21 protein-coding genes are annotated in these 24,242 nt (G+C 73.0%); 12 read left to right on the top strand and 9 right to left on the bottom strand.

Going from position 1 to position 24,242, the window contains the following annotated elements; all coding sequences use genetic code 11:
• Positions 1-136 precede the first annotated feature (136 nt).
• Positions 137-844, top strand: a complete 708-nt coding sequence (locus OG500_RS27075) for a bifunctional DNA primase/polymerase (RefSeq protein WP_327069469.1) — start codon at positions 137-139, stop codon at positions 842-844.
• 55 nt (positions 845-899) lie between these two features.
• Here the strand turns inward: OG500_RS27075 and map are convergent, their stop codons facing one another.
• Positions 900-1,748, bottom strand: coding sequence for a type I methionyl aminopeptidase (gene map / locus OG500_RS27080; protein WP_327069470.1), 849 nt, complete (start codon positions 1,746-1,748; stop codon positions 900-902).
• 106 nt (positions 1,749-1,854) lie between these two features.
• On the opposite strand from map, the gene OG500_RS27085 reads away from it, so the two are divergent.
• Complete coding sequence (locus OG500_RS27085) at positions 1,855-2,079, top strand: hypothetical protein (protein ID WP_327069471.1); 225 nt, start codon at positions 1,855-1,857, stop codon at positions 2,077-2,079.
• Positions 2,080-2,113: 34 nt separating this feature from the next.
• On the opposite strand, the gene OG500_RS27090 is transcribed toward OG500_RS27085, so the two are convergent.
• Positions 2,114-3,436, bottom strand: a complete 1,323-nt coding sequence (locus OG500_RS27090) for an MFS transporter (protein WP_327069472.1) — start codon at positions 3,434-3,436, stop codon at positions 2,114-2,116.
• Between the two features lie 87 nt (positions 3,437-3,523).
• Entirely contained in the window at positions 3,524-4,123 is a 600-nt protein-coding gene (locus OG500_RS27095) for a hypothetical protein (protein ID WP_327069473.1), read from the bottom strand.
• Between the two features lie 46 nt (positions 4,124-4,169).
• On the opposite strand from OG500_RS27095, the gene npdG reads away from it, so the two are divergent.
• Together npdG and OG500_RS27105 are read left to right on the top strand one after the other, a co-directional pair.
• Positions 4,170-4,898 (top strand): NADPH-dependent F420 reductase, encoded by a 729-nt coding sequence (npdG, locus tag OG500_RS27100; protein WP_327069474.1) that lies wholly within the window; start codon positions 4,170-4,172, stop codon positions 4,896-4,898.
• A gap of 120 nt (positions 4,899-5,018) precedes the next feature.
• Positions 5,019-5,198, top strand: a complete 180-nt coding sequence (locus tag OG500_RS27105) for a hypothetical protein (protein ID WP_327069475.1) — start codon at positions 5,019-5,021, stop codon at positions 5,196-5,198.
• A gap of 61 nt (positions 5,199-5,259) precedes the next feature.
• Here OG500_RS27105 and OG500_RS27110 read toward each other — a convergent pair whose 3' ends face one another.
• Positions 5,260-6,069, bottom strand: a complete 810-nt coding sequence (locus OG500_RS27110; protein ID WP_327069476.1) for a site-2 protease family protein — start codon at positions 6,067-6,069, stop codon at positions 5,260-5,262.
• Positions 6,070-6,294: 225 nt separating this feature from the next.
• Between OG500_RS27110 and OG500_RS27115 the strand changes: the two genes are divergently transcribed.
• Positions 6,295-9,669 (top strand): AfsR/SARP family transcriptional regulator, encoded by a 3,375-nt coding sequence (locus tag OG500_RS27115; protein WP_329583983.1) that lies wholly within the window; start codon positions 6,295-6,297, stop codon positions 9,667-9,669.
• A 19-nt stretch (positions 9,670-9,688) separates the two neighbouring features.
• On the opposite strand, the gene OG500_RS27120 is transcribed toward OG500_RS27115, so the two are convergent.
• The 3 genes from OG500_RS27120 to panB all read right to left on the bottom strand — a co-directional run bounded on the left by OG500_RS27120 (position 9,689) and on the right by panB (position 12,545).
• Positions 9,689-10,513: an ABC transporter permease gene (locus OG500_RS27120; protein WP_329583985.1), complete on the bottom strand. Its 825-nt coding sequence runs from the start codon at positions 10,511-10,513 to the stop codon at positions 9,689-9,691.
• Positions 10,510-11,469, bottom strand: a complete 960-nt coding sequence (locus OG500_RS27125; RefSeq protein ID WP_327071704.1) for an ATP-binding cassette domain-containing protein — start codon at positions 11,467-11,469, stop codon at positions 10,510-10,512. Before OG500_RS27125 ends, OG500_RS27120 begins: the two co-directional genes overlap by 4 nt.
• A 170-nt stretch (positions 11,470-11,639) precedes the next feature.
• On the bottom strand, positions 11,640-12,545 hold the full coding sequence (panB, locus tag OG500_RS27130; RefSeq protein WP_327069479.1) for a 3-methyl-2-oxobutanoate hydroxymethyltransferase: 906 nt from the start codon (positions 12,543-12,545) through the stop codon (positions 11,640-11,642).
• A gap of 304 nt (positions 12,546-12,849) precedes the next feature.
• Between panB and OG500_RS27135 the strand changes: the two genes are divergently transcribed.
• The 3 genes from OG500_RS27135 (at position 12,850) to OG500_RS27145 (ending at position 16,467) form a co-directional block, all read left to right on the top strand.
• Positions 12,850-14,469 (top strand): DHA2 family efflux MFS transporter permease subunit, encoded by a 1,620-nt coding sequence (locus tag OG500_RS27135; RefSeq protein WP_327069480.1) that lies wholly within the window; start codon positions 12,850-12,852, stop codon positions 14,467-14,469.
• A gap of 23 nt (positions 14,470-14,492) precedes the next feature.
• On the top strand, positions 14,493-15,155 hold the full coding sequence (locus OG500_RS27140) for a TetR/AcrR family transcriptional regulator (RefSeq protein WP_327069481.1): 663 nt from the start codon (positions 14,493-14,495) through the stop codon (positions 15,153-15,155).
• Positions 15,156-15,288: 133 nt separating this feature from the next.
• Entirely contained in the window at positions 15,289-16,467 is a 1,179-nt protein-coding gene (locus tag OG500_RS27145; RefSeq protein ID WP_327069482.1) for an endonuclease/exonuclease/phosphatase family protein, read from the top strand.
• Between the two features lie 78 nt (positions 16,468-16,545).
• Here the strand turns inward: OG500_RS27145 and OG500_RS27150 are convergent, their stop codons facing one another.
• Positions 16,546-18,273, bottom strand: a complete 1,728-nt coding sequence (locus OG500_RS27150) for an NAD+ synthase (protein WP_327069483.1) — start codon at positions 18,271-18,273, stop codon at positions 16,546-16,548.
• Between the two features lie 222 nt (positions 18,274-18,495).
• Here OG500_RS27150 and glnA point away from each other — a divergent pair, with 222 nt between their 5' ends.
• The 4 genes from glnA (at position 18,496) to OG500_RS27170 (ending at position 23,204) form a co-directional block, all read left to right on the top strand.
• Entirely contained in the window at positions 18,496-19,857 is a 1,362-nt protein-coding gene (glnA, locus tag OG500_RS27155; RefSeq protein ID WP_327069484.1) for a type I glutamate--ammonia ligase, read from the top strand.
• Positions 19,858-20,295: 438 nt separating this feature from the next.
• Entirely contained in the window at positions 20,296-21,543 is a 1,248-nt protein-coding gene (wecB, locus tag OG500_RS27160) for a non-hydrolyzing UDP-N-acetylglucosamine 2-epimerase (RefSeq protein ID WP_329583989.1), read from the top strand.
• Positions 21,525-21,686 carry an LPXTG cell wall anchor domain-containing protein gene (locus tag OG500_RS27165; protein WP_327069486.1) on the top strand — a complete coding sequence of 54 codons (162 nt, stop codon included), beginning with the start codon at positions 21,525-21,527 and terminating at the stop codon, positions 21,684-21,686. The genes wecB and OG500_RS27165 overlap by 19 nt, the downstream gene beginning before the upstream one ends.
• 120 nt (positions 21,687-21,806) lie before the next feature.
• On the top strand, positions 21,807-23,204 hold the full coding sequence (locus OG500_RS27170) for a glycosyltransferase family 2 protein (protein WP_327069487.1): 1,398 nt from the start codon (positions 21,807-21,809) through the stop codon (positions 23,202-23,204).
• 49 nt (positions 23,205-23,253) lie between these two features.
• Here the strand turns inward: OG500_RS27170 and OG500_RS27175 are convergent, their stop codons facing one another.
• Positions 23,254-24,081 carry a beta-glucanase gene (locus OG500_RS27175; protein ID WP_327069488.1) on the bottom strand — a complete coding sequence of 276 codons (828 nt, stop codon included), beginning with the start codon at positions 24,079-24,081 and terminating at the stop codon, positions 23,254-23,256.
• Positions 24,082-24,242: the final 161 nt, after the last annotated feature.

The raw sequence follows: 24,242 nt of genomic DNA on the forward strand, positions 1-24,242 counted from the left end.
CGCGTCGGCGTGGCCGGCGATCGCCGCCCAGACGGCCTCCGGTGATCCCGGGAAGTCACGAGCGGCGTCGGGCGTTGCGTCCGTAGGAGCGTCGAACGCTGTGGCACACCAGTCGCAGCCGTGCGAGAGGGGCCCGATGGAAGCCAGCAGCAGGTGGACGGCCTGGTGGCCACGGCGCGATCACCAGCGCGAGCGGTCGGCCGCGGGCAGCGCGACCTCCCCGGCGGCCCGGCTCGATCTGCTGCTCGGTGCTGTCCACGCCGGCTTCCCGCTGGCGCCGGCCGCGCACCCGGCAGGCCACCGCTGCTCGTGCGACCGGGTCGGCTGTCCGGCTCCGGCCCAGCACCCGGTCTCCTTCGCCTGGCAGTCGCAGGCCACCACCGATCCCGAGCAGCTCTCCCGCTGGCTCTCCCGCGATCCGCAGACCAACTTCATCACCGCCACCGGCCGCGCCCACGACGTGCTGGACGTCCCCGCCGAAGCCGGGCGCCTGGCGCTGGAGCGGCTCGCCGCGCTGGGCGTGGAGGGGCCGGTGGCGGCGGTCGGCGAGGAGCGCTACCTCTTCTTCACGGCCACCCGGGGCACCCCCGAGGACGAGGACGAGTGGTGGTCGAGCGAGCTGGACACCCACCCGGACACCGTGTCCGAGCACCCCGGTCTGCGCTGGCACTGCCGGGGCTCCTACACCCTGCTGCCGCCGGCCGCACTCTCCGACGGCTCGCAGGTCCGCTGGCTGCGCGGGCCCGAGCAGCCGCTGCCGGACCCGCTGCGGGTGCTCGACGTGCTCACCGACGCCTGCACCGAGGTCGGCGCGGTCGCCGAGGAGCAGTGGCTGATCGGCTGACTCACCGACCCAGGCGCCCCGGGGCCAGGCCCCGGGGCGCCGAGCGGTGTCACCGCTACGGCAGGGTGAGGATCTCCGCGCCGTCGGCGGTGACCAGCAGGGTGTGCTCGAACTGGGCGGTGCGCTTGCGGTCCTTGGTGACCACCGTCCAGCCGTCCGGCCAGATCTCGTAGTCGTAGGTGCCCAGGGTGAGCATCGGCTCGATGGTGAAGGTCATCCCGGGCTTGATCACCTGGGTCGCCCGGTCGCTGTCGTAGTGCGGGATGATCAGGCCGGAGTGGAACGAGGTGTTGATGCCGTGACCGGTGAAGTCGCGCACCACGCCGTAGTCGAAGCGCTTGGCGTAGGACTCGATCACCCGGCCGATCACGTTGATCTGGCGCCCCGGCTTGACCGCCTTGATCGCCCGGTCGAGTGACTCACGGGTCCGCTCGACCAGCAGCCGCGACTCCTCGTCGACCTCGCCGCACAGGTAGGTGGCGTTCAGGTCGCCGTGCACCCCGTGGATGTACGCGGTGGCGTCGATGTTGACGATGTCGCCGTCCTGCAGCACCGTCGAGTCCGGGATGCCGTGGCAGATCACCTCGTTGATCGAGGTGCAGATCGACTTCGGGAAGCCGCGGTAGCCGAGGTCGGACGGGTAGGCGCCGTGGTCGCACATGTACGCGTGGGCGACCGCGTCCAGCTGATCGGTCGTCACCCCGGGCGCGATCAGCTCGGCGGCGGCCGCCATCGCCTGCGCGGCGATCCGGCCGGCGATCCGCATCTTCTCGACGGTCTCCGCGTCCTGCACCTCGGGCCCGGTGTACGGCGTCGGATAGGGCTTGCCGACATACTCGGGGCGGGCGATGTGCGCCGGGACCTTGCGGGTGGGGGACTGGGTACCGGGAACGAGGTGAGCCATGGCCGCGAGTCTATCGCCCGGTCCGCGGGGCCCCGGGCCCGAACCGGGTATACCGGAGGGCAGGCCCGGGCGCCCACGGCCCGGGCGTTGACCAGGAGGAGCGATGATGGCGCTGTTCAAGCGAGGCACGGTCGGCAAGCCGGGCGAGTGGTTCTACTGCATCAAGCACCAGAAGGTCGAGGAGGGCCCGGAGTGCCCGGCGAAGGACCGGTTGGGCCCGTACGCCTCCCCGGACGAGGCCGCCCACGCGATGGAGACGGCGCGCGAGCGCAACACGGAGTGGGAGAACGACCCGCGCTGGCACGACCGCCCCAAGGACGACGAGGACTGACGGCCGCGCAGGTCGCCGCCCGGCCGGACCGGCCCTAGCCGGCGGCGACCGTCCCGGCCGGGTCCACCGTCCGCTCGCGCGCCGCGCGGACCGCCGCCACGTGCGGGTCGGTCCGCGCGTCGTAGGCGAGCAGCTTCGGCAGTACCGCCGCCAGCGCGCCCACGCTCAGCACGCAGGCCAGCCCGCCCATCCAGACCGAGCCGCGCACCCCGACCAGCGAGGCCGTGCCGCCGGCCCGGACCTGCCCCAGCTGCGGGCCGACCGAGTAGCTCAGCAGCTCCACCCCGGCCAGCCGCCCGCGCAGCTCGTCGGGGATGGACTGGTTCCACAGGGTGGAGCGGCCCATCCCGCTGACCATGTCCGCGCCGCCGGCCGCGGCCAGGCAGAGCAGCACCAGCCAGACGGAGCCGGTCAGCCCGGCCCCCGTCATCGCCACGCCCCAGGCGAGCGCGGCCAGCACCACCATCCGGCCGTGCCGGTGCACCGAGCCGGCCCAGCCGCTGGTGGCCGAGACGATCAGCGAGCCGACCGCCGAGGCGCCGTACATCAGGCCCAGCGCCCAGTGCGCGTGCAGGTCGTCGGCGAGGAAGGGGAAGATCGCGTTGGGGAAGGCGAAGAGCATCGCGGCGATGTCCACCACGTACGTGCCGAGCAGCTCGGGACGGCTCCAGGCGTACCGGACGCCGGCCATGACCGCGGCCACCGAGGGCTTCACCGCGCCGGTGGGCGGCGGTACCGCGCGCATCCGCACGAGCAGCAGCAGCGAGGCCGCGAAGCTGAGCACGTCCAGCGCGTACGCGGTGCCGGGGCCGCTGTAGGCGACGATGAAACCGGCCAGGGCCGGGCCCAGCACGGTGCTGGCGCTGCGGTAAAGCGAGATCAGTGCGAAGGCCGAGGTCAGCTGCTCGTGCGCCACGATCCGCGGCACCAGGGTGTCCAGGGCCGGGCGCTGCAGTCCGTCCAGCGCCGCGACCAGCGCGGCGACCAGGTAGATCGGCCAGAGCATCGGGTGCGGCAGCAGCGCGTTGAGCAGCAGCAGGCCGCTCAGCAGGCCGAGCCCGGCCTCCGCGCCGAGCACCAGCTTGCGCCGGTCCAGCGCGTCGGCGAGTGCACCGCCCCACAGGCCGAAGACGATCAGCGGCAGCAGCTCGACCACGCCGATGGCGCCGACCGCGAGGTAGGAGTCGGTCAGCTGCTTGATCTGCAGCGGAACGGCGACGTAGGTGAGGAAGCTGCCGAAGCTGGAGACGCAGCCCGAGCCCCAGAGCAGCCGGAAGTCCCGTGAGGAGCGCCATGGCGTCAGGTCCGGGCGCAGTCGGCTCAGCAGGCTCGGCCGCGCTGGGTTCTCGTCACTCACGAGCTGCCATGCTCCGGCGTTCCCCGGATCGCCGCAACGCATTTAACGGCCTGCGCGGGGCCGCTCAGCGCGCCGGCCGGCGCCCGCTCACCAGCGGTTGACCGGCTCCGTGGTGAACTGCCGCGCCAGCCTGGAGAGTCCGGCCAGCGCCCCGAGGCGTGAGCGGGGCCGCTCCCCGGCAGCCGCGCTGACCAGGTGCTGCACCAGGTCGAAGCCCGGCTCCGCGGGACTGTCCACCGTCAGCCGCTCGTGCGCGAGACCGGCCAGCTCCAGGTCACCGGCCTCCAGCGCGAGCACCGTCGCCCCGCCCCGGCGCGCGTCCCGCACCCGCTCCAGCAGCCCCACGCCGGCCGCCTCGGGGCTGACCACCAGCACCGTCTCGCCGCGCCCGGCCGCGGCGAGGCGCCGCAGGTCGTGCCGCAGCTGGGCGGGGACGGCGGCGCCGGGCGGCACCTGGTGGCGGATCAGCGTCGGTGCCAGTTGCGGGACCTGGGACCAGGCGGCCTCCTCGCCCAGGTGCGCCGCCAGGTGCCACGGCTCGTAGCCGGTGCTGCCGACCAGCAGCAGGCCGCGCGCGCTGCGCCTGGTCACCGCGGTGCGCAGCGAGCCGGCGAAATCCCTGGTCGCGTCCAGCAGCGGGGAGCCGGACAGCACCTCGCGCAGCGCGCTCACTCTCGTCACGTCCATGGCGACAGGATGGAGCTGGGCCCGCGGCTTTGGCAGGATCCTCGGTATGACTTCCCTCGATTCAGCGAACGGTCCCGCCTCAGCCAACGGCCCCGCCCCGGCCCCGACCCCCGCCCGTGAGCGCCCCGAGATCAGTGAGCTGGTGGTCGGCGTCCTCGGCGGCACCGGTGACCAGGGCCGCGGCCTGGCCTACCGGCTGGCCAAGGCCGGCCAGCAGGTGGTCATCGGCTCGCGCAGCGCCGAGCGGGCCGAGCTGGCAGCGGCCGAGATCGGCCTCGGGGTGCGCGGCGCGGACAACGCCCGGACCGCCCGGGAGAGCGACATCGTGATCGTCGCGGTGCCCTGGGAGGGGCACGGCGAGCTGCTGGCGAACCTGGCCGGCGACCTGGCCGGCAAGATCGTGGTGGACTGCGTCAACCCGCTGGGCTTCGACAAGCAGGGCGCCTACGCGCTCACCCCGGAGGAGGGCAGCGCCGCCCAGCAGGCTGCCGCGCTGCTGCCCGACTCGCGGGTCACCGCCGCCTTCCACCACCTGTCCGCGGTGCTGCTCCAGGACCCGTCCATCGACAGCATCGACACCGACGTCCTGGTCCTGGGCGACGAGCGCGCCGCCACCGACGTGGTGCAGGCGCTGGCCGAGCGGATCCCGGGCATGCGCGGCATCTTCGCGGGCCGGCTGCGCAACGCCCACCAGGTGGAGTCGCTGGTGGCCAACCTGATCTCGGTCAACCGCCGTTACAAGGCGCACGCCGGGCTGCGGATCACCGACGTCTGAGACGGCTGACGGCCGACTTCGTGTGACGACACGCAAGGCCCGGACCCACCCGGCTTGGGGCGGGTCCGGGCCTTCCGGGAGAATGGGCGCGACAACCGCCGACCGCTGGAGCCCACCGCCATGCCCCGCAACGCCCTGTACGCCCTGATCGTCATCGTCCTCGCGCTGGCCGCCGCGGTGGTCTCGTTCCTGGAGGGCAACTGGCTCGGGGTGATCTGGGTCCTGCTGGCGGGCGTGGCCAGCAACATCGCCTGGTACCTGCTGCGCAAGGAGAAGCTGGCCCAGCGGGCCGGCCAGTAGCGGGCCTGACCCGCCCGCGGTGCGAGCCGCAGGCGGGACTCCCCGGCAGCCAGCGCCTGTCCTAGTGGGACCAGAACCGGAACAGGTACTGCCCGAGGTCCGCGTAGCCGCCCTTCACGCCGAACAGGCTCATGATGTTGTAGACCAGGTTGAAGAACCAGACGTTCACCTGGGACTGCCAGAGCACGATGAAGACCGCCATCAGCCCGTAGGGCGCGAACGGCTCGACCGCGCGCCGGGTCTTCAGCGAGAGCCAGGGCTCGATGATCCCGTAGCCGTCCAGGCCCGGCACCGGCAGCAGGTTGAGCAGCGCGGCGCTCACCTGGAGCAGGCCCAGGAAGGCCATCGCGGCCGGGAAGACGCTCACCTCGTACGGGCCGACCTGCGTGGTGCCGGGCAGGTTGTCGAGCCAGCCGGCGCCCACCGGGGCCAGCAGCAGCACCGCGCAGGCCAGGTTGACCAGCGGGCCGGCCGCCGAGACCAGGCTGTGCTTGAGCCGCCCGTGGATCCGGTGCCGCTCGATGTAGACCGCGCCGCCGGGCAGACCGATCCCGCCCAGCACCACGAAGACCACCGGCAGCACGAAGCTCATCAGCGCGTTCGCGTACTTGAACGGGTTGAGCGTCAGGTAGCCCTTGGCGCCGACCGTGATGTCCCCGCCGTGCAGCGCCGTCCTGGCGTGCGCGTACTCGTGCAGGCAGAGCGAGACCATCCAGCCGGCGACCACGAAGAGGAAGACGCCGAAGCCCGCCGAGCCGAAGCCGGTCCAGACCGCCCAGCCCGAGGTGCCCAGGATGCCCAGCAGCACCCAGAACACCGGGCTGATCCGGCGCTCCTCGCTGTTCGAGCGGCGTGTGTCGGCAAAACTCATGAAAGCGGGTCTCCGTCGTTGGATCGCCAGGCCGTTCGGCGAATGGCTGGTGGGGCGGATCGGCGGGCTGGTCGGCCCGGTCCCATCGATCATGCCGGTCGGCCCGCGCGATGGACAAGCGCCACCAGGTGAACGCCTCGGCGCCCGGGCCCGTTCCGCCGCCACCGCCCGGGTGGCGCCGCGAGCCCGGAAATCCGGCGGGGCAGCCGCCCGACAGGCCGCAGAATGGTCCCCGTGCACTATGGCATCCTCGGCACCACGACCGCCCACCACGACGACGGCACCCCGGTTGCGCTCGGCGGTGCGCGGTTGCGCGCGCTGCTGGCCGCGCTGGTGCTGCGCCAGGGGCGCCCAGTACCGGCCGACGTCCTGGTCGCCGAGGTCTGGGACGGTGAGCTCCCGCAGGACGCGGGCGCCGCGCTGCAGACCCTGGTGGGCCGGCTGCGCCGCACCATCGGGCGCGCCGAGGTGGGTTCGGGGCCCAGCGGCTACTGGCTGACCGCGGTCGACAGCGACCTGGGCCGGTTCCAGGAGCTGGCCGCGCTAGGCCGGCGTGCGCTGGCCGCCGGCGACGCCGGGACCGCGGCCGAGCAGCTGCGCGCCGCGCTGGCGCTGTGGCGCGGCCCGGTGCTGGCCGACCTGCCGGACCGGGCGGGCAGCGCGGTGCGCCTGGAGGCCCAGCGGGCCGAGGCACGCCGGGACAGGATCAGCGCGGACCTCGCGCTCGGACACGCCGCGGAGGTGGCTGCCGAGCTGGCCGGGCTCTGCACCGACCACCCGCTGGACGAGCCGCTGCACGTGCTGTGGATCCGCGCGCTGCACCGCCTCGGGCGCACCGCCGAGGGGCTGGAGCGCTACGAGCGGCTGCGCCGCGCGCTGGCCGAGGAGCTGGGGGCCGACCCGGGGGCGGAGCTGCGGGCCGTCCACCAGGAGCTGCTCCAGCAGGCGCCCGCCGCTCCGCCGCCCCGGATACCGGGCCCGCCGCCCGTCCCGGCCCCCGCCGACCTGCCCGAGCCACCCGCCCCCGCCCCCGGTGCGGGCGTCCCCGCCGCCGGGAACCTGCGCCCCGGGCTGACCAGCTTCGTCGGCCGTGAGCAGGACCTGGACGCGCTGGCCGCCCTGATCGGCTCGGCCCGGCTGATCACCCTCACCGGCCCCGGCGGCTCCGGCAAGACCCGGCTCTCGCTGGAGGCGGGCCGCCTCGCCCAGGCGGGCGCGCACTGGCCGGACGGGGTCTGGCAGGCCGAACTCGCGCCGCTGGAGAGCCCGTCCGCCGTCCCCGGCGCGGTGCTCTCCGCACTGGGCCTGCGGGCCACCGTGCTGCACCAGAACCTCACCGAGGGCCGCCCGGACGACCCGGTGCGCCGGATCGTCGAGCACTGCGGCCCGGCCCGGATGCTGCTGCTGCTCGACAACTGCGAGCACGTGATCCAGGCCGCCGCCGAACTCGCCGACCAACTGCTCGCTGAGTGCCCGCGGCTGAGCATCGTGGCGACCAGTCGTGAGCCCCTCGGGGTGCCCGGCGAGATGGTGCTGCCGGTGGAGCCGCTGCCCGACCCGGTCGCGCTGCGGCTGCTCGGCGAGCGCGGCGCGGCCGCCCGGGCCGGCTTCACGGTGAACGAGGACCCGGTGGCCTGCGCCGAGATCTGCCGCCGCCTGGACGGGCTGCCGCTGGCCATCGAGCTGGCCGCGGCCCGGCTGCGCGGCCTGACGCCGCGCCAGCTCGCCGACCGCCTGGACAGCCGCTTCGCCCTGCTCACCGGCGGCAGCCGGGTCCTGCTGCCGCGCCAGCAGACGCTGCGCGCGGTGGTGGACTGGAGCTGGGAGCTGCTGGACGAGCGGGAGCGTGCGGTGCTGAGCCGACTGTCGGTCTTCGCCGGCGGCGCGTCCCTCGAGAGCGCCGAACGGGTCTGCGCCGACGGCGAGTCGGTGCGTTCCGAGCAGGTGGCCGAGCTGCTGCTCTCGTTGGTCGACAAGTCGCTGCTGGTGGCCGGTCTCGACCCGCAGGCACCACCGCGCTACCGGATGCTGGAGACGATCCACGAGTACGCCGCCGAGCGGCTGGCCGAGACCGGCGCCGGCGCGGCGACCGAGCGCCACCTGGCCGCCTTCCGCGAACTGGCCCGCACCGCCTACTTCGACCTGCACGGTCGCCGGCAGGCGCGGGCGCTCCTCGTGCTGGAGCGGGAGCAGGACAACGTCCGGGCCGCGCTGCGCCACGCGGTGGACACCGGGGCCGAGCAGCAGGCGCTGAGCCTGGTGCTCGCCATGTCGTGGTTCTGGATGCTGCGCGACTTCCAGGCCGAGGCCGCGGACTGGCTGAACCAGGTCTGCCTGCTGGGGCCCGACCCGTTCACCGCCGACGCCGCGCTGCCCGAACCGCTCGAGCAGGGGCCGCTGGAGCACCCGCTGCCGTGGCCGGAGCCGGTGCTGGCCGAGGCCCGCCGGCAGGCCGGGGTCTTCCAGACGGTCGCCCGCTTCAGGTTCGAGGAGGAGTTGGCCGACGAGATCGATGTGCTGGAGCGGGTGCGGCAGATCAACCGGCTCTACCACCCGGACCTGCCGCAGTCCTTCACCCACCCGCCGCTGCTGCGGATCTTCGCCAGCCTGCTGACGGAGCGGTTCGAGAGCATGCCGCGGCTGCTGGAGGGGGTGGTCGCGGGCTGCCGCCGGTTCGGCCGGCAGAGCGAGCTGGCCTGGGTCCTGCAGGTGCGCGCCAGGTTCACCAACGACCTGGTCGGCGGGCTGGAGCAGGCCCGGCTGGACGGCGAGGAGGCGATCGCGATCTACACCCGGCTCGGCGACGGCTGGGGGCTGTCCGAGACCCTGGGGGTCCAGGCCGAGACGGCCGGCCACTACGGCGACACGGCCGGTGCGATCGACGCCTACCGGCGCGCGATCGTGCTGGCCGAGGAGACCGGCGGTCCCCAGGAGGTGCCGATGCTCCAGATCCGGCTCGGCGAGGCGCTGCTGGAACTGGACGAGGCCGAGGGCGAGCGGATGATCCGCACCGGCGTGGCGGCCGGCGCGCACGGCGGCCAGGAGGAACGCGGCGCGCTGTTCTTCGGCCGTCTGCTGCTCGGTGCGCTGGCCATGCAGCGGGGGGACGAGCACGCCGCCCTGGCCGAGCTGCGCGAGCTGCGGCAGGGCTCGGCCGGCATCGCGCAGCTGGGCCTGATGGGCGGCGTGCTGGACTGCTTCGACGCCGCGTTGTCGGCCCGGTGCGGTGAGGTGGAGGAGGGGGCGCGGCTGTTGCGGGCGGGGCTGAGCACGCTGCGCCGCACGCGCTCGGAGGCCTTCCTCTTCGCGCAGCACAGCATGCTGCAGGTGCTGCCGGCCGTGATCGGGGTCCTCCTGGCGCAGGCCGGGCGGGACGGTGACCGGGACACCGCCGCGCGGGCCGCCGTGCTGTTCGGGGTGCACCGCGGCTGGCGCAACGTCCGGGGATCCTTCGTGGACCGGACCGAGCGCGAGCGCCAGCAGCGGGACCTGACCGCGTTGTTGGGCGCCGCGGAGTTCGACCGGTGCGCCGAACAGGGCCGTGCGCTCTCCTGGGAGGCGATCACGGCCCTGATGGACGCGTTGGCGCAGGAGGCCTGACGGCCCGTCGGCGGGCGCGTCAGACCCGCTTGCGGAACCGGGACACCGCCAGCGGCGCGGTGATCGCGGTCACCCCCACCGACCAGAGCAGCACCATGGTCACCGAGTGGGTCAACGGACCGCCGTTGATCAGACTGCGGTTGGCATCGGCCAGGTTGGACAGCGGGTTGTAGTGGGTGAAGGCGCGCAGCCAGCCGGGCATGGTGCCGGTAGGCGCGAAGATCGAGCTGCCGAACTGCAGCGGCATCATCACCAGCATGCCGAGCCCCTGGACGGCCTGCGGGCTGCGCGCGGTCAGACCCAGCAGCATCGAGACCCAGACCAGCGACATCGCGAAGACCATCGAGAGCCCGATCGACTCCAGCACGCCCAACCCGCCGGTCGGCAGGTGCAGGCCGAGGAGCAGGGCGAAGCCGATCAGGATGATGAAGGAGAGCAGTCCGCGCAGCGCCTCGGCCAGCATCTTGCCGACCAGCACCGAGGAGCGGGCGATCGGCAGGCTGCGGAACCGGTCCATCACCCCGGTCGCCAGGTCGCTGTTGAGGCCGGTGCCCACCGCCATGGCCAGGTTGAGACCGGTGCTGCCCAGCAGTCCGGGGATCAGGTACTGCTTGTAGGACTGCTGGTTGCCGGAGACCGCGCCGCCGAAGACGTAGACGAAGAGCAGCGTGAAGACGATCGGCATCAGGAGCACGTCGAACATCGACTCGGGGTCGGCCTTGACCCGCATCAGGTTGCGGCGGGTCAGCGCGCCGATGTGGCGCAGGTGGTCGCGCAGGGTGGTCCGGCCGTCGGCGGCCAGCCGCTCGGCGGGGCGCGGCGGTGCGATGGTCGCGGTGGTCATGACTGGGGCCCCTCGATGTGTGCGGCGGACGGCTTACCGGTGATGGCGAGGAAGACCTCGTCCAGGCTGGGCACCTCGGTGTCGATGGCCGCGATGCCGAAGCCGCGGCTGCCGAGCACGCCGATCACGGTGGTCAGCTGTGCCTCGTCGTTGATCGGCACGGTGAGGACCTCGTGCTGCGGGTGGCCGAGGGCACCGGCGACGCCGGCCTCGGCCAGGCTCCGGGCCATCTCGGGGAGTTCACCGGGGCGGGCGGGGTGGATCCGCAGGGTCTTTCCGCCGACCTGCTCCTTGAGCCCGGCCACCGAGCCGTTGGCGATCACCCGGCCGCGGTCGATCACGGTCAGGTCGGTGGCCAGTTGCTCGGCCTCCTCCATGTACTGGGTGGTGAGCAGCACGGTGCTGCCGTCCGCCACCATCCGCCGGACCTCGGCCCAGACCTCGTTGCGGGTGCGCGGGTCCAGTCCGGTGGTGGGCTCGTCCAGGTAAAGCACCCGGGGGCGGCCGATCATGCTGGCGGCCAGGTCGAGCCGGCGGCGCATCCCGCCGGAGTAGGTCTTGGCCTCGCGGCGGGCCGCCTCGGTGAGCGAGAAGCGCTCCAGCAGCTCGCTCGCGCGGGCCTTGGCGTCCTTGCGCGAGAGGTCGAGCAGCCGGCCGATCAGGTAGAGGTTCTCGTAGCCGGAGAGCAGCTCGTCCACCGAGGCGTACTGTCCGGTGAGGCCGATGGTCCGGCGCAGCTGCTTGGGCTGGCGCAGCACGTCGAACCCGCAGACCGTGGCGGTGCCGGCGTCCGGCTTGATGAGCGTGGACAGCACCCGGATCAGCGTGGTCTTGCCGGCGCCGTTGGGGCCGAGCACGCCGAGGACGGTGCCCTGGCGGACCGTCAGGTCGACGCCGTCCAGCGCGGTGGTCCCCGACGGGCCGCCGAAGCGCTTGACGATCCCGCGGGCTTCCACGGCGTTCGGCCGGCTGTCGCGGGGGAGAGAGGTGAGGTGCCCCCGGTCGTTCGGGGCGGTGGCGGTCGGTGTCATGGCTCAAGACTGTCCGCCGCCGCCGTCGGCCCGCTGTCACCGCTGTCGGCCCGCTGTCAGGACGCCGACAGCGGGCCGACGGGGCACGGAAACCGCTACTTGAAGGTGTGCTCCGGCGCCGGGAAGCTGCCACCGAGCACGTCGGCGGCGAACTCGCGGGCGGCATCGCCCAGCACGCTGCGCAGGTTGGCGTACTGCTTGACGAACTTCGGCACCCGCCCCGCCGTCATGCCGGCCATGTCGGTCCACACCAGCACCTGGGCGTCGCAGCCGGACCCGGCACCGATGCCGACGGTCGGCACCGCCAGCGACTCGGTGACGTGCGCGGCCAGTTCGGCCGGTACCGCCTCCAGCACCACCGCGAAGGCACCGGCCTCCTGGACGGCCTTGGCGTCGCGCTGCAGCTTGTGGGCCGCCTCCTCGCCCCGGCCCTGTACGGGGTAGCCGCCCAGGGCGTGCACCGACTGCGGGGTCAGGCCGATGTGGGCCATCACCGGCACGCCGGCGTCGACCAGCAGCTCGATGGTGTGCGCGCTGCGCTCGCCGCCTTCGAGCTTGACCGCCCCGACGCCGGCCTCCTTCATCAGCCGCGCGGCGTTGCGCAGGCCCTGCGCGGGGGACTCCTGGTAGGAGCCGAACGGCATGTCGCCGACGATCAGCGCGCGCTCGGTGCCGCGCACCACGGCGGCACTGAGCATCACCATCTCGTCCATGGTGACCGGGACGGTGGTCTGGTAGCCGAGGTGGCAGTTGCCGGCGGAGTCGCCGACCAGCAGCACCGGGATCCCGGCCTCGTCGAAGACGCCGGCCGTCAGGGCGTCGTAGGCGGTGAGCATCGCCCACCGCTCTCCGCGCTGCTTGGCGGCGGCCAGGTCCCGGACGGTGACCCGGCGGTTGGTGACCCCGCCGTAGAGGGAGTGCTGCGTCTGGCCGGAGTGCGACTGGCCGGTCTGGTCCGGGCCGGTCGGCGTCTGGGCAGGCGAAAGCTGAGAAGCGTTCATCGAACAGGCTCCTGAAGGGTTGTGGTCTCGTGGCGCCGTACGGCGTCCCCGGATCTCCTCCATGCTTGCACGGCCCGGGCGCGGCGCAAAGAGCCGGGGGCCCAGCGGCGGCGCGGCGGGCCCGCCGGTTCCCGGCAGCAGGGATTTGCGAAACGAGTACGTCTCGTATCGCAAAAGGCGGTACAGTCGGGCCGGGGGGATTACGAGACGCTGCCGTCTCGATGAGTCTCCGCTTACCGCTCGGCGGCTCCGGCCGGCACCTCGCCAGCACGCCGCACACCTCCGTACGGAACGGGACAGACGTATGACCACCGCAGTAGCCGGCGTCGCGCCACGCGTGCCGGAAGCCATCCACCGCCGTCGGTGGGCGATCCTCGGCACGCTGATCCTGGCGCTGCTCGTGGTCGTCCTCGACAACTCGATCCTCAACGTCGCGATGAAGACCATCGCGACCCCGGCGCCGGTGGGTCTGGGCGCCTCCCAGAGCGACCTCGAGTGGGCGATCAACTCCTACACCCTGGTCTTCGCCGGGCTGCTCTTCACCTCCGGCCTGCTCGGCGACCGGTTCGGGCGCAAGAAGGCCCTGCTGGTCGGCATGCTGATCTTCGGCGTCGGCTCGCTGCTCTCGGCGCTGGCCTCCAGCCCGGGCGAGCTGATCAGCTTCCGTGCGGTGATGGGCCTGGGCGGGGCCTTCGTGATGCCCGCCACGCTGGCGATCATCATGAACGTCTTCGAGCGGCACGAGCAGCCCAAGGCCATCGGCATCTGGGCCGGCGCGGTGGGTCTGGCGATCGCGATCGGCCCGATCACCGGCGGTCTGCTGATCGAGCACTTCTGGTGGGGCTCGGTCTTCCTGGTCAACGTCCCGATCGTCGCGGTGGCGCTGGTCGCGATGTTCCTGCTGGTCCCCGACTCCCGCGACCCCAACCCCGGCAAGCTCGACCCGGTCGGCGTGCTGCTGTCGATCATCGGCCTGGTGGCGCTGATCTACGGCATCATCAAGGGCGGCGAGCTGGCCGACTTCACCGCCGCGGCCGCCTGGGTGCCGGTGCTGGTCGGGGTGCTCGCCCTGGTCGCGTTCGTGGTCTACGAGCGGCGGGTCAGCCACCCGGCGCTGGACGTCACCTGGTTCCGCAACAAGGCCTTCTCCACCTCGGTGACGGTGATCGGCCTGGTCTTCTTCGCGCTGATGGGCGTCTCCTTCTTCGGCGTCTTCTACACCCAGAGCGTGCGCGGCTACAGTGCGCTGGCCTCCGGTGCGCTGATGCTGCCGCTGGCGTGCGCCCAGCTGATCTTCGCGCCGAGGGCGCGCCTGGTGGTCGACAAGCTCGGCGTGCGCGCCACCTGCGCCGGCGGCATGGCCCTGATCGCGATCGCCTTCCTCGGCTACCTGCTGCTTGGCCAGTCCACCCCGATCTGGGTGCTGGAGGTGATCGGTTTCGTCATGGGCGCCGGCATGGCGCACGTCATGCCGCCGGTGACCGTGGCGATCATGGGCTCGCTCCCGCGGGAGAAGGCCGGTGCCGGCTCGGCGCTCAACAACACTTTCCGCCAGGTGGGCGGCTCGCTCGGCGTCGCGGTGCTCGGTGCCGTGCTCTCCACCAGCTACCGCGACGGCATCGCGGACAAGCTGACCCTGCTGCCGCCGGCCCTGCGCGACAAGGCGGGCGAGTCGGTGGAGGCCACCCTGGGCGTGGCCGGGAGCATGGGGCCCCGGGGCAGCGTGCTGGTCCAGCCCGCCTTCGACTCCTTCATCCACGCGATGCACGTGGTGGCGGGCCTGTCCGCCGTGGTCACCCTGGTCGGCGCGCTGCTGGCCTGGTTCTTCCTGCCCGGCAAGGTCGCGGCCCCGGGCTCCGGTGCCGCCCCCGCCGATGCGCCGACGCTGCGTGCCGTACCGGCCGCCGAATCGACCAAGGCCTGAGCATCACGATGGACAATGGCCCCATGGACACGGACCGTCAGGCCACCCTCACCGCCCCCGCCGCGCCGCCGCCGTGCGTGCCGCCGCGGCGGGGGCGGCCCCGCTCCGAGGCCGCCGAGCAGGCGATCCACGCGGCCGTGGAGCGGCTGATGACCGAGGGCGGCAGCCTGGCGGACCTCACCATCGAGGGCATCGCCCAGGCCGCCGGGGTGGGCAAGGCGACCATCTACCGCCGCTGGGCCAACAAGGAGGCGCTGCTCGTCGACGTGCTGGTCCGGCTGGAGGAGCCGGAGCCGGCCCTGCCGGGCACCAGCGCCCGGGACGACCTGGTGGTGATCCTGGACTTCATGCGGCGGCGCGGCCTGGCCAAGCGTTCCCGCTGGGTGCTGCGGATGGTGCTGGACCAGATGCACTCGATGCCCGCGCTCAAGGAGACCTACTACGCCCAGGTGGTCCTGGAGCGCCGGGAGAAGATCCGCCGGGTGGTGGAGCGCGGCGTGGCCGCCGGAGAGTTCCGCGCCGACCTGGACAGCGAACTGCTCGGCGAGATGCTGATCGGCCCGATGCTGCTGCGCGCGGTGGTCTGGGACGACTCGCCGCTGGACGACCCCGAGCTCGCCGCCACCATCGTGGACTCCCTGCTGGAGGGGCTGCGTGGCCCGGCTCAGCGGGTCGGCGCCGCCTGAGCTGCCCGATCGGCGGAACCCTCGATGTGCTGCGGTGCGTCTGTCACGGCATAGGCTGAGCCGAAGATCCCATATTTCGGGATACGTCCGTCGACAGCTTGGACACGCACCCAGACCAGCAGGGGGTCACCGCATGACGCAGGCCGGCGAGGCATGGGCTGGCGCCGACGGCGCCGCGCCGATGGCTGCGGGCGCCGAGGCCGCACCCGTCCCCGAGGCCGCACCCGCCTCGGAGGCCGCACCCGTCCTCGAGGCTGCCGGCACCGAGCCCGCCGCGGGCACCGAGCCCGCCGGGTCGGGCTCGACGGGCTCCGGCACCGGGCGGCGGCGCCCGTGGGTGCTCCAGTGGGGCCGCGACCGCCGCGGCAGCACCACCTGGCGCCGGGGCTGGCTGATCGCGGCGCTGGCCGTGCTGGTCGGGGTGCTGCTCGGCTTCCACCGGGAGCTGCCCAACTCGGTCGGCAACCTCGGCAGCCTGCTGGAGACCTTCCTGCCCTGGCTGGGCCTGGCCGTGCCGCTCCTGCTGGTGGCCGCACTGCTGCGCCGCTCGGCCGTCGCGCTGATCGCGCTGCTGCTGCCGACCGTGCTGTGGACGATGCTCTTCGGCGGGCAGCTCAGCGACAAGAGCAGTGGCACGGGCGCCGCCGACGGTTCGAGCTTCACCGTGCTCACCCACAACGTCGACGCCGACAACCGCGACCCGGCCGGTACCGTGCGGCTGGTCAACGCCTCCGGCGCGCAGATCGTCGCGCTGGAGGAGCTGACCGGCGCTTCGCTGCCCACCTACACCAGCGGGCTCGCGGCCGAGTACCCGTACCACACGGTGGAGGGCACGGTCGGCCTCTGGTCGAAGTACCCGATCAGCGGCACCCGGGTGGTCGACATCAAGATCGGCTGGACCCGGGCCTTCCGCACCCAGCTGGCCACCCCCAAGGGCCCGCTCGCCGTCTACGTCGCCCACCTGCCCTCGGTGCGGGTCAAGTTCGACGCCGGCTTCACGGCCGGGCAGCGCGACGTCAGCGCACAGGCACTGGGTGACGCGATCCAGGCCGAGCCGCTGGGCAAGGTGCTGCTGCTGGGCGACCTGAACGGCACCATGAACGACCGCAGCCTGGCCCCGGTCACCTCGCAGCTGCGCTCGGCCCAGGGCTCGGCCGGCTCCGGCTTCGGCTTCAGCTGGCCCGCGCAGTTCCCGATGGCGCGGATCGACCAGATCATGAGCCGCGGGATGAAGCCCACCGACTCCTGGGTGCTGCCGGCCGACGGCAGCGACCACCGGGCGATCGCGGCTGACTACCGCTACAACCGCTGACGCCCCGGGCCGCCCGCTGCAACCGCTGACGCCCCGGGTGGGCCGCCGGTCTGCGCACCGGCGGCCCACCCGCCGTCCTCAGCCCCGGCGCCAGCCGTTGGTGATCGGCAGCCGGCGGTCCCGCCCGAAGCCCTTGGGCGAGATCTTGGTGCCCGGCGGGTACTGCCGCCGCTTGTACTCGGCGGTGTCCACCAGCCGCACCACCCGGTCCACCACGGCCGCCTCGAAGCCGAGCGCCACGATCGCGTCGCGCCCCTGGTCGCCCTCGACGTAGGCGTCCAGGATCGAGTCCAGCAGGTCGTAGTCGGGCAGCGAGTCGCTGTCCACCTGGTCCGGGCGCAGCTCGGCGCTCGGCGGCTTGCTGATGGTGTTCTCCGGGATCGGCGGCACCTCGCCGCGCTCCACCGCCGCCTGGTTGCGCCACCGGGCCAGCTGGAAGATCAGCGTCTTGTAGACGTCCTTGATCGGGCCGAAGGCGCCCACCGAGTCGCCGTAGAGCGTGGAGTAGCCGACCGCCAGCTCGCTCTTGTTGCCCGGGGCCAGCACGATGTGGCCCTCCTGGTTGGAGATCGCCATCAGCAGCGTGCCGCGCAGCCGGGACTGCAGGTTCTCCTCGGCCAGTCCGGTGAGCCCGAGCGAGCCCATGTAGGCGTCGAACATCGGCGCGATCGAGACGGTCCTGAAGTGCAGCCCCGTGCGCCGGGCCAGTTCGGCCGCGTCGTCCCTGGAGTGCTGCGAGGAGTACTGGCTCGGCATCGACACGCAGTGCACGTTCTCGGCGCCGATCGCGTCCACCGCGATCGCCGCCACCAGTGCCGAGTCGATCCCGCCGGAGAGGCCGATCAGCACCGACTTGAAGCCGTTCTTGCGCACGTACGCCCGGGTGCCGGTGACCAGCGCGGCGTAGATCTCCGCCTCGTCGGTGAGTCCGGGGACGATCTCGCCCTCCGGCTGCGCCGGCCGCGGCTGCACCTGGCCGCCCAGGTCGGTGCGGACCAGCCGCAGCCCGTCGCTGAACCGCTCGCCGTCCGCCGCGGTGACGCTGGCCCCGGGCAGCTCCAGGTCCACCACCAGCAGGCTCTCCTCGAACTGCGGTGCCCGCGCCAGCACCCGGCCGGCCGCGTCCACCACCAGCGAGTCGCCGTCGAAGACCAGCTCGTCCTGGCCGCCGACCATGTTCAGGTAGGCCAGCGTGCAGCCCGCCTCGGCGGCCCGGCGCTGGACCAGTTCGAGCCGCACGTCGTCCTTGTTGCGCTCGTACGGCGAGCCGTTGAGCACCAGCAGCAGCCCCGCCCCGGCCTGGCCCGCGGCGGCCACCCGGCCGCCCTCCTGCCAGATGTCCTCGCAGATCGCCAGCGCCACGTCCACGCCGTCCAGCCGCAGCACCGGCAGCTGGTCGCCCGGCTCGAAGTAGCGGTACTCGTCGAAGACGCCGTAGTTCGGCAGGAAGTGCTTGGCGAACCTGGTCACCACCTTGCCGCCGTGCAGCACCGCCGCGCAGTTCTGCGGCGAGGAGGTCGTCTGCGCCCGCCCCAGGTAGCCCAGCGCCACCGGCAGGTCGCCCAGCCCCTCGGCGGCCAGCCGTTCGGCCAGCTCCACCAGGGCGGACCGGGAGGCCTCGACGAAGGAGGCCCGCAGTGCCAGGTCCTCGACCGGGTACCCGGTCAGGGCCATCTCGGGGAAGGCGACCAACCGCGCCCCGCGCTCGGCCGCGCGCTTGCTCCAGCGCACCACCTCGTCGCTGTTGTGCGCGATGTCCCCGACGGAGGGGTCGAACTGGGCCAGTGCGAGGCGGAGATTCGGCATGGGGCCAGTGTAATCGTCGTTCTGACGCTATGGGGGGGTGGGGGCCGTCATCAGTTCGAGTCGTTCGGACCCCGTTCCCGAGCTGTTCCTGCCACCCGGTGCTCCAGTGGCGCCGGAATCCGGAATGATGGGCAGTAGTCGTTCGCATGTCCCACCGAGGGGTGCTCGTGGGTGGGGTCTTTGCGTAACACGAACGTAAAGAGCAGAGGTGAGACTGTCCCCATGGGCAAGCAGCAGGAGTTCGTGCTTCGTACGCTCGAAGAGCGTGACATCCGGTTCGTCCGGCTGTGGTTCACCGATGTGCTCGGCTTCCTCAAGTCGGTGGCCGTGGCCCCGGCGGAGCTGGAGCAGGCCTTCGACGAGGGGATCGGGTTCGACGGGTCGGCGATCGAGGGCTTCGCCCGGGTCTACGAGTCGGACATGATCGCCAAGCCGGACCCGACCACCTTCCAGATACTGCCCTGGCGCTCGGAGGTCCCCGGCACCGCGCGGATGTTCTGCGACATCCTGATGCCCGACGGCTCGCCCTCCTATGCCGACCCGCGGTTCGTGCTGAAGCGCACCCTGGAGCGGGCCTCCGCCCAGGGCTTCACCTTCTACACCCACCCCGAGATCGAGTTCTTCCTGCTCAAGAACCTCCCGGGGGACGGCACCGCGCCCGAGCCGGCCGACCAGTCGGGCTACTTCGACCACACCCCGCGCGGGGTCGGCCACGACTTCCGCCGACAGGCCATCACGATGCTGGAGTCGATGGGCATCTCGGTGGAGTTCTCGCACCACGAGGGCGCCCCCGGCCAGCAGGAGATCGACCTGCGGTACGCCGACGCGCTCTCCACCGCCGACAACATCATGACCTTCCGCCTGGTGATGAAGGAGGTGGCACTGGAGCAGGGCGTGCACGCCAGCTTCATGCCCAAGCCCTTCTCCCAGCACCCGGGCTCGGGCATGCACACCCACCTCTCCCTCTTCGAGGGCGACCGCAACGCCTTCCACGAGTCCGGCGCCGAGTTCCAGCTCTCCAAGGTGGGCCGGTCCTTCATCGCCGGCCTGCTGCGGCACGCCGCCGAGACCGCCGCCGTGACCAACCAGTGGGTCAACTCCTACAAGCGGATCTGGGGCGGCTCCCAGCGCACCGCGGGCGCCGGCGGCGAGGCCCCCTCGTACATCTGCTGGGGCCACAACAACCGCTCGGCGCTGATCCGGGTCCCGATGTACAAGCCCGGCAAGCAGGGGTCCACCCGCGTCGAGGTCCGCTCCCTGGACACCGGCTGCAACCCCTACCTCGCCTACGCCGTCACCCTGGCCGCCGGCCTCAAGGGCATCGAGGAGGGCTACGAACTCCCGCCCGGCGCCGACGACGACGTCTGGGCCCTGTCCGACGCCGAACGCCGCGCCATGGGCATCCAGCCCATGCCCCAGAACCTCGGCGAGGCGATCGACCTGATGCAGCGCAGCGAACTGGTCGCCGAGACACTGGGCGAGCACGTCTTCGACTTCTTCCTGCGCAACAAGCGCCAGGAGTGGGAGGAGTACCGCTCCGAGGTCACCCCCTTCGAGCTGCGGAAGAACCTGCAGGTGCTGTAGGCGCAGGTCAGAGCGTCAGCCGGGGCGGGTGAACCGGCCCCGGCTGGCCGCTCACCACTTCCCGGACCACCGCGAGGAGGTCTCCCGTCCGGGGACGGACGGGGTGGGCTGGGTGGGCGAGGTAGACGGCGGCGCCAGGGGAAGGCGCTGAGCCGGTTGGAGCTGGTCCGCCAGGGCGCCTCCCAGGCGCGCAAACCGGTCAGATCTACCGGGTCCGCTGACCTCCAGGTGCGCTGAAGGCCCCGCAGCAAGCGGGCGACGTACGGGCCCGTCCCGCTGGCAGGGTTGGCCGGCTGGGGCGGGTCCGTTCGTGCGCCGGTGGGGTGATGGGGCGGGCCATCAGGGTGGATCTCGGGGCTGGTGGGCAGGGCAGGCCGATATTCGGTTAATCCTCCTGGGCGGTGCGGATGGCACCACGTGAGCCCAGGAGGTCGGTCGGTGGTGTCCAGTCCGCTCTCGGAGGCGGTCGCGGTGGTGCTCGGGACCCGGCCCGAGATCCTCAAACTGGCCGGGGTGATCCGCGGTCTCGGTGACCGGGCCCGGGTGGTCTACACCGGGCAGCACTATGACGAGGCGATGGCCGGCGGGGTCTTCCGGGCGATGCGACTGGCGCCGCCCGACGTCCGGCTCACCGACATCGGCGGCGCGGTGCGCGGGCGTCAGATCGGCGACATGATCTCGGCGCTGTCGGACCTCTTCACCGCCGAGCCGCCGGCGGCCGTGGTGGTGCAGGGCGACACCAACACCACCTCGGCGGGGGCGCAGGCGGCGCACTACCACGGGGTGCCGGTGGTCCACGTGGAGGCCGGACTGCGGTCGCGCGACCGGGAGATGCCCGAGGAGATCAACCGTCAGGTGGTCGGGGTGCTGGCCGACGCCCACTGTGCGCCGACCACGGTGGCGGCAGCCAATCTGCGGGCGGAGGGGGTGCCGGAGAGCCGCATCCACCTCACCGGCAACACCATCGTCGAGGCGGTCGCCGAGTCGATGCCGGGGCCGGCCGAGTGCGCCGCGCTGCTGCGGCGCCACGGGGTGCGGGCGGACCAGTACGTGCTGGCGACCGTCCACCGGCCGGAGAACACCGACGACCCGGCCCGGCTGGAGCGGATCCTGACCGAACTCGGCGGGCTGGGACTGCCGGTGCTGTTCCCGATGCACCCGCGCACCCGGGGGTGCATCGCCCGGCACGGCCTGGCCGAGCGGCTCGCGGCGCTGCGGGCGATCGAGCCCATCGACCACCCGTCCTTCCTGGGCCTGGCGAGCCGGGCCCGACTGCTGGTCTCCGACTCCGGCGGCGTGCAGGAGGAGTGCACGGTGCTGAAGAAGCCGCTGATCGTGGTGCGCAACAGCACGGAGCGCCCGGAGGCGGTCGAGGCCGGCTTCGCCACCCTGCTCCGCCCGGGGCCGGCGATCGGCGAGCTGGCGCGTCGGCTGATCGCCGACGCCTCGCTGGCCGCGAGGCTGGCCGCGCTGCCGTCCCCGTACGGCGACGGGCGGGCCGGCGAGCGGATCACCGCGCTGACCCTGGCGCTGGCCGACGCGCGTGGCCGGGCCGTGTCGGCCGGGCGGACGAGCGGTTCGCCCGGGTTGCCGGTTCCCCCAGACGCGGTGGCCGCGACGGCCGCCGGCGAACCCCGTACGACCCAACGACTCCCTGGAGGACGTCCGTGTACAAGCCCTGTGTAGGTGGCGCCGCCGCGGCCGCCGGTACCTGCGAACTCGCCGCCACCGGTAGCCACACCCTGCTGCTGACCGTGCTGGCCGTGCTCATGGTGCTCGGCGGTGCCCTGCTGACGCGGGCCGCGCGCCAGCGCGGCGGGAATGCCTGAGGCCGGTCACCCGGTCGGCGAGTTGGCCCGTGGGGCCGGAGCACGTGACGGCGTGCTCCGGCCCCCGCGGCTGCGGCCGACCGGACCCCTGCGGCCCAGCGGATCGAGAGGCGGTACCCCGTGAACCACTCCGCCGGCACGGTGCTCAGCTTCGCCATGGCGGTCTCCCTGCTGCTGGGCGCGGTCTTCGTCGCCTACGTGGCCGTCCTGGTGACGCCGCTGCTGCGCAGCAGGCCGCGGCCGCCGGGCGACGCGGCGGCACTGGACTGGCACGTGCTGGTGCCCTGCCGGGACGAGGAGGCCGTCATCGGCCAGACGCTGGCCCGGCTGCGCGGGCTGCACCCGGCCTTGCACGTGTGGGTGATCGACGACGCCTCGGTCGACGGGACGGCGCGGGTGATCAGCGAGGCCGCGGCCACCGATCCGTACGTGCACCTGGTCCAGCGCGTCCTGCCGCAGGCGAGGACCGGCAAGGGGGCGGCGCTGAACGCCGCCTACCGCGCGTTGTGCGCGTGGCTGCCCGAGGACGTCGCGCCCGAGCGGGTGATCGTCGGGGTGTTCGACGCGGACGGCACCCCGGGCCCGGGCTGCCTGGGCATCATCTCCGCCGACCACCTCTTCGGCGACCCCGGGATCGCGGCGGTGCAGATCGAGGTGCGGATGGCCAACCGGGACGAGCGCCGGCCGCTGCCCCACCCCTACCTGGTGCGCAACCTGCTGGCCCGCACCCTGGTCCGGATGCAGGACCTGGAGTTCCGCACCGCGATCCCGGCCGTGCAGCTCAGCCGGCGGATGACCCGCACGGTGGCGATGGGCGGCAACGGCCAGTTCACCCGGCTCTCCGCGCTGCAGGGGATCGCACTCCAGGAGGCCACCACGACCGGCGAGGGCGGCGGGCCGTGGGGCGGCTCGCTGCTGGAGGACTACGAGCTCGGCCTCCAGCTGACCCTGGCGGGCTGGCGCACCGCGTTCACCCGGGACACCTGGGTGGACCAGGAAGGGCTGTGGAACGTCCGGCAACTGCTCGCCCAGCGGGCCCGCTGGAGCCAGGGCGCCATGCAGTGCATGCGCTACCTGCCGCGGATCTGGGACTCCCGGAAGCTGACCACGATGGGCGTCCTGGAGATCACCTACTGCCTCCTGCAGCCCTGGCTGCAGCTGTTCGGCAGCGTGGTCTTCCCGGCCCTGGCGGTGTTGCTGGCGGTGCGTTTCGTACGCCATCCGGAGGCGCTCGGCGCGTTCCTGTCGAGCGGTGGCGGCTACGGCCTGCTGCTGGCCTACCTGGTGCTGAGCGTCATCCAGTTCACCATCTGGGGCCCGCTCTACTGGCTCAAGTGCGAGCGGGCGGCGGGCCTGTGGCGCTGTCTCGGCTGGGGCGTGGCCTACTCCTGCTACATCTGGCTCTACTGCCTGTGCACCTGGCGGGCGGCGGGACGGTTCGTCAAGGGCCGCAACGGCTGGGTCAAGACCCGGCGCAACGCCGAGCTGCGCTCCGCGCAGGCATCCGTGCAGGCCTGACGGCCACCGCGGCGAGGCGGCTGACGGACGGTCAGGCGTCGCACAGGCCTCAGGAGTCGGGCAGGCCGGGTGGTGCCGGGCGGTAGACGGTCAGCGAGTCGACGCTGAAGGAGATCGGCTTCGAGGTGGTCGGGGCCGGGTGGTAGACGCCGTTGTTGACGGAGAGGCTGAGCACCGGGTAGGCCGCGAAGTCCGGGCCGACCCCGCTGTGGTCGGCGTAGGCGACGGCGAGGTGGTCCAGGCTGGGGCCGACGTACCAGGTGGTGTTGTCGGCGCCCAGCCGGGCGCCGACGTAGAGCCAGCCGTCGGCGGACACCGCGGCGTTGGTGTAGCGGCCGGTGCCGCTGTGGACCTGGTTGACGAACTCCAGCGTGCCGGGGTGGTCGGCCTGCCACTCGAAGACGTCGACCTCGTTCTGCCCGTCCCGCCAGCTCCACAGCGCGGGCCAGGCGCCGGAGTCGGCGTCGGGCAGCCGGACGTGGGCCATGATCAGGTCGCCGGTGCGGATCTCGGTGCCGTCGCCGCCGGTGTCGCAGGAGTCGCCGGTGGTCAGCAGGCCGGTGTCCCAGTTGCCGTCGGGACGCGGGGAGGCCGTGATGGTCAGGTGGCCGCCGGCGGCGCTCAGCGCCGACTCGCTGAGGTGGTCGAGCTTGAAGTCGTGCTGGTTGTCCACGCAGTCCTGGTAGGCGCCGGTCTGCCAGCCCCAGGTGTGGCCCGGGCCCACGTCCAGGGTGTGGAAGTCGTCGGTGAAGGCGACGGTGGCCGCCGCGAACGGTGCTGAGGTGCCGGCGCCGGGAGCGGCGCCGGCGACGGTGGCGGTCGAGACGGTCAGCGCGATGGCCGTCATCAGGCCGAGCGGCAGGCTGATCAGGCGCATGGACACCCCTCGGGTGCGGCGGCGGGCCCGAGCGGCCCGTGCGCTGTCCACCCTCCACCGTCGTCGGCGTGGCGCGCAGCGCGCCTTGGGCCGTCCGGGTGGACCGGGCCGGGCCCACGGCGGTTGTGCGTCGGGGGGCCACGGCGGGGAATGACTGGGAA

Origin of the sequence: Kitasatospora sp. NBC_01250, assembly GCF_036226465.1 — a bacterium.
GTDB lineage: Bacteria > Actinomycetota > Actinomycetes > Streptomycetales > Streptomycetaceae > Kitasatospora.

What these genes read in the sequence shown, in the direction of transcription:
- OG500_RS27110 (WP_327069476.1), bottom strand. Translation starts at nt 6,069, where the DNA reads ATGAGTTTTGCCGACACACGCCGCTCGAACAGCGAGGAGCGCCGGATC.
- OG500_RS27140 (WP_327069481.1), top strand. Translation starts at nt 14,493, where the DNA reads ATGGACACGGACCGTCAGGCCACCCTCACCGCCCCCGCCGCGCCGCCG.
- OG500_RS27075 (WP_327069469.1), top strand. Translation starts at nt 137, where the DNA reads ATGGAAGCCAGCAGCAGGTGGACGGCCTGGTGGCCACGGCGCGATCAC.
- OG500_RS27085 (WP_327069471.1), top strand. Translation starts at nt 1,855, where the DNA reads ATGGCGCTGTTCAAGCGAGGCACGGTCGGCAAGCCGGGCGAGTGGTTC.
- glnA (WP_327069484.1), top strand. Translation starts at nt 18,496, where the DNA reads ATGGGCAAGCAGCAGGAGTTCGTGCTTCGTACGCTCGAAGAGCGTGAC.
- OG500_RS27145 (WP_327069482.1), top strand. Translation starts at nt 15,289, where the DNA reads ATGACGCAGGCCGGCGAGGCATGGGCTGGCGCCGACGGCGCCGCGCCG.
- OG500_RS27150 (WP_327069483.1), bottom strand. Translation starts at nt 18,273, where the DNA reads ATGCCGAATCTCCGCCTCGCACTGGCCCAGTTCGACCCCTCCGTCGGG.
- OG500_RS27115 (WP_329583983.1), top strand. Translation starts at nt 6,295, where the DNA reads ATGGTCCCCGTGCACTATGGCATCCTCGGCACCACGACCGCCCACCAC.
- map (WP_327069470.1), bottom strand. Translation starts at nt 1,748, where the DNA reads ATGGCTCACCTCGTTCCCGGTACCCAGTCCCCCACCCGCAAGGTCCCG.
- panB (WP_327069479.1), bottom strand. Translation starts at nt 12,545, where the DNA reads ATGAACGCTTCTCAGCTTTCGCCTGCCCAGACGCCGACCGGCCCGGAC.
- OG500_RS27120 (WP_329583985.1), bottom strand. Translation starts at nt 10,513, where the DNA reads ATGACCACCGCGACCATCGCACCGCCGCGCCCCGCCGAGCGGCTGGCC.
- OG500_RS27135 (WP_327069480.1), top strand. Translation starts at nt 12,850, where the DNA reads ATGACCACCGCAGTAGCCGGCGTCGCGCCACGCGTGCCGGAAGCCATC.
- npdG (WP_327069474.1), top strand. Translation starts at nt 4,170, where the DNA reads ATGACTTCCCTCGATTCAGCGAACGGTCCCGCCTCAGCCAACGGCCCC.
- OG500_RS27095 (WP_327069473.1), bottom strand. Translation starts at nt 4,123, where the DNA reads ATGGACGTGACGAGAGTGAGCGCGCTGCGCGAGGTGCTGTCCGGCTCC.
- OG500_RS27175 (WP_327069488.1), bottom strand. Translation starts at nt 24,081, where the DNA reads ATGCGCCTGATCAGCCTGCCGCTCGGCCTGATGACGGCCATCGCGCTG.
- OG500_RS27105 (WP_327069475.1), top strand. Translation starts at nt 5,019, where the DNA reads ATGCCCCGCAACGCCCTGTACGCCCTGATCGTCATCGTCCTCGCGCTG.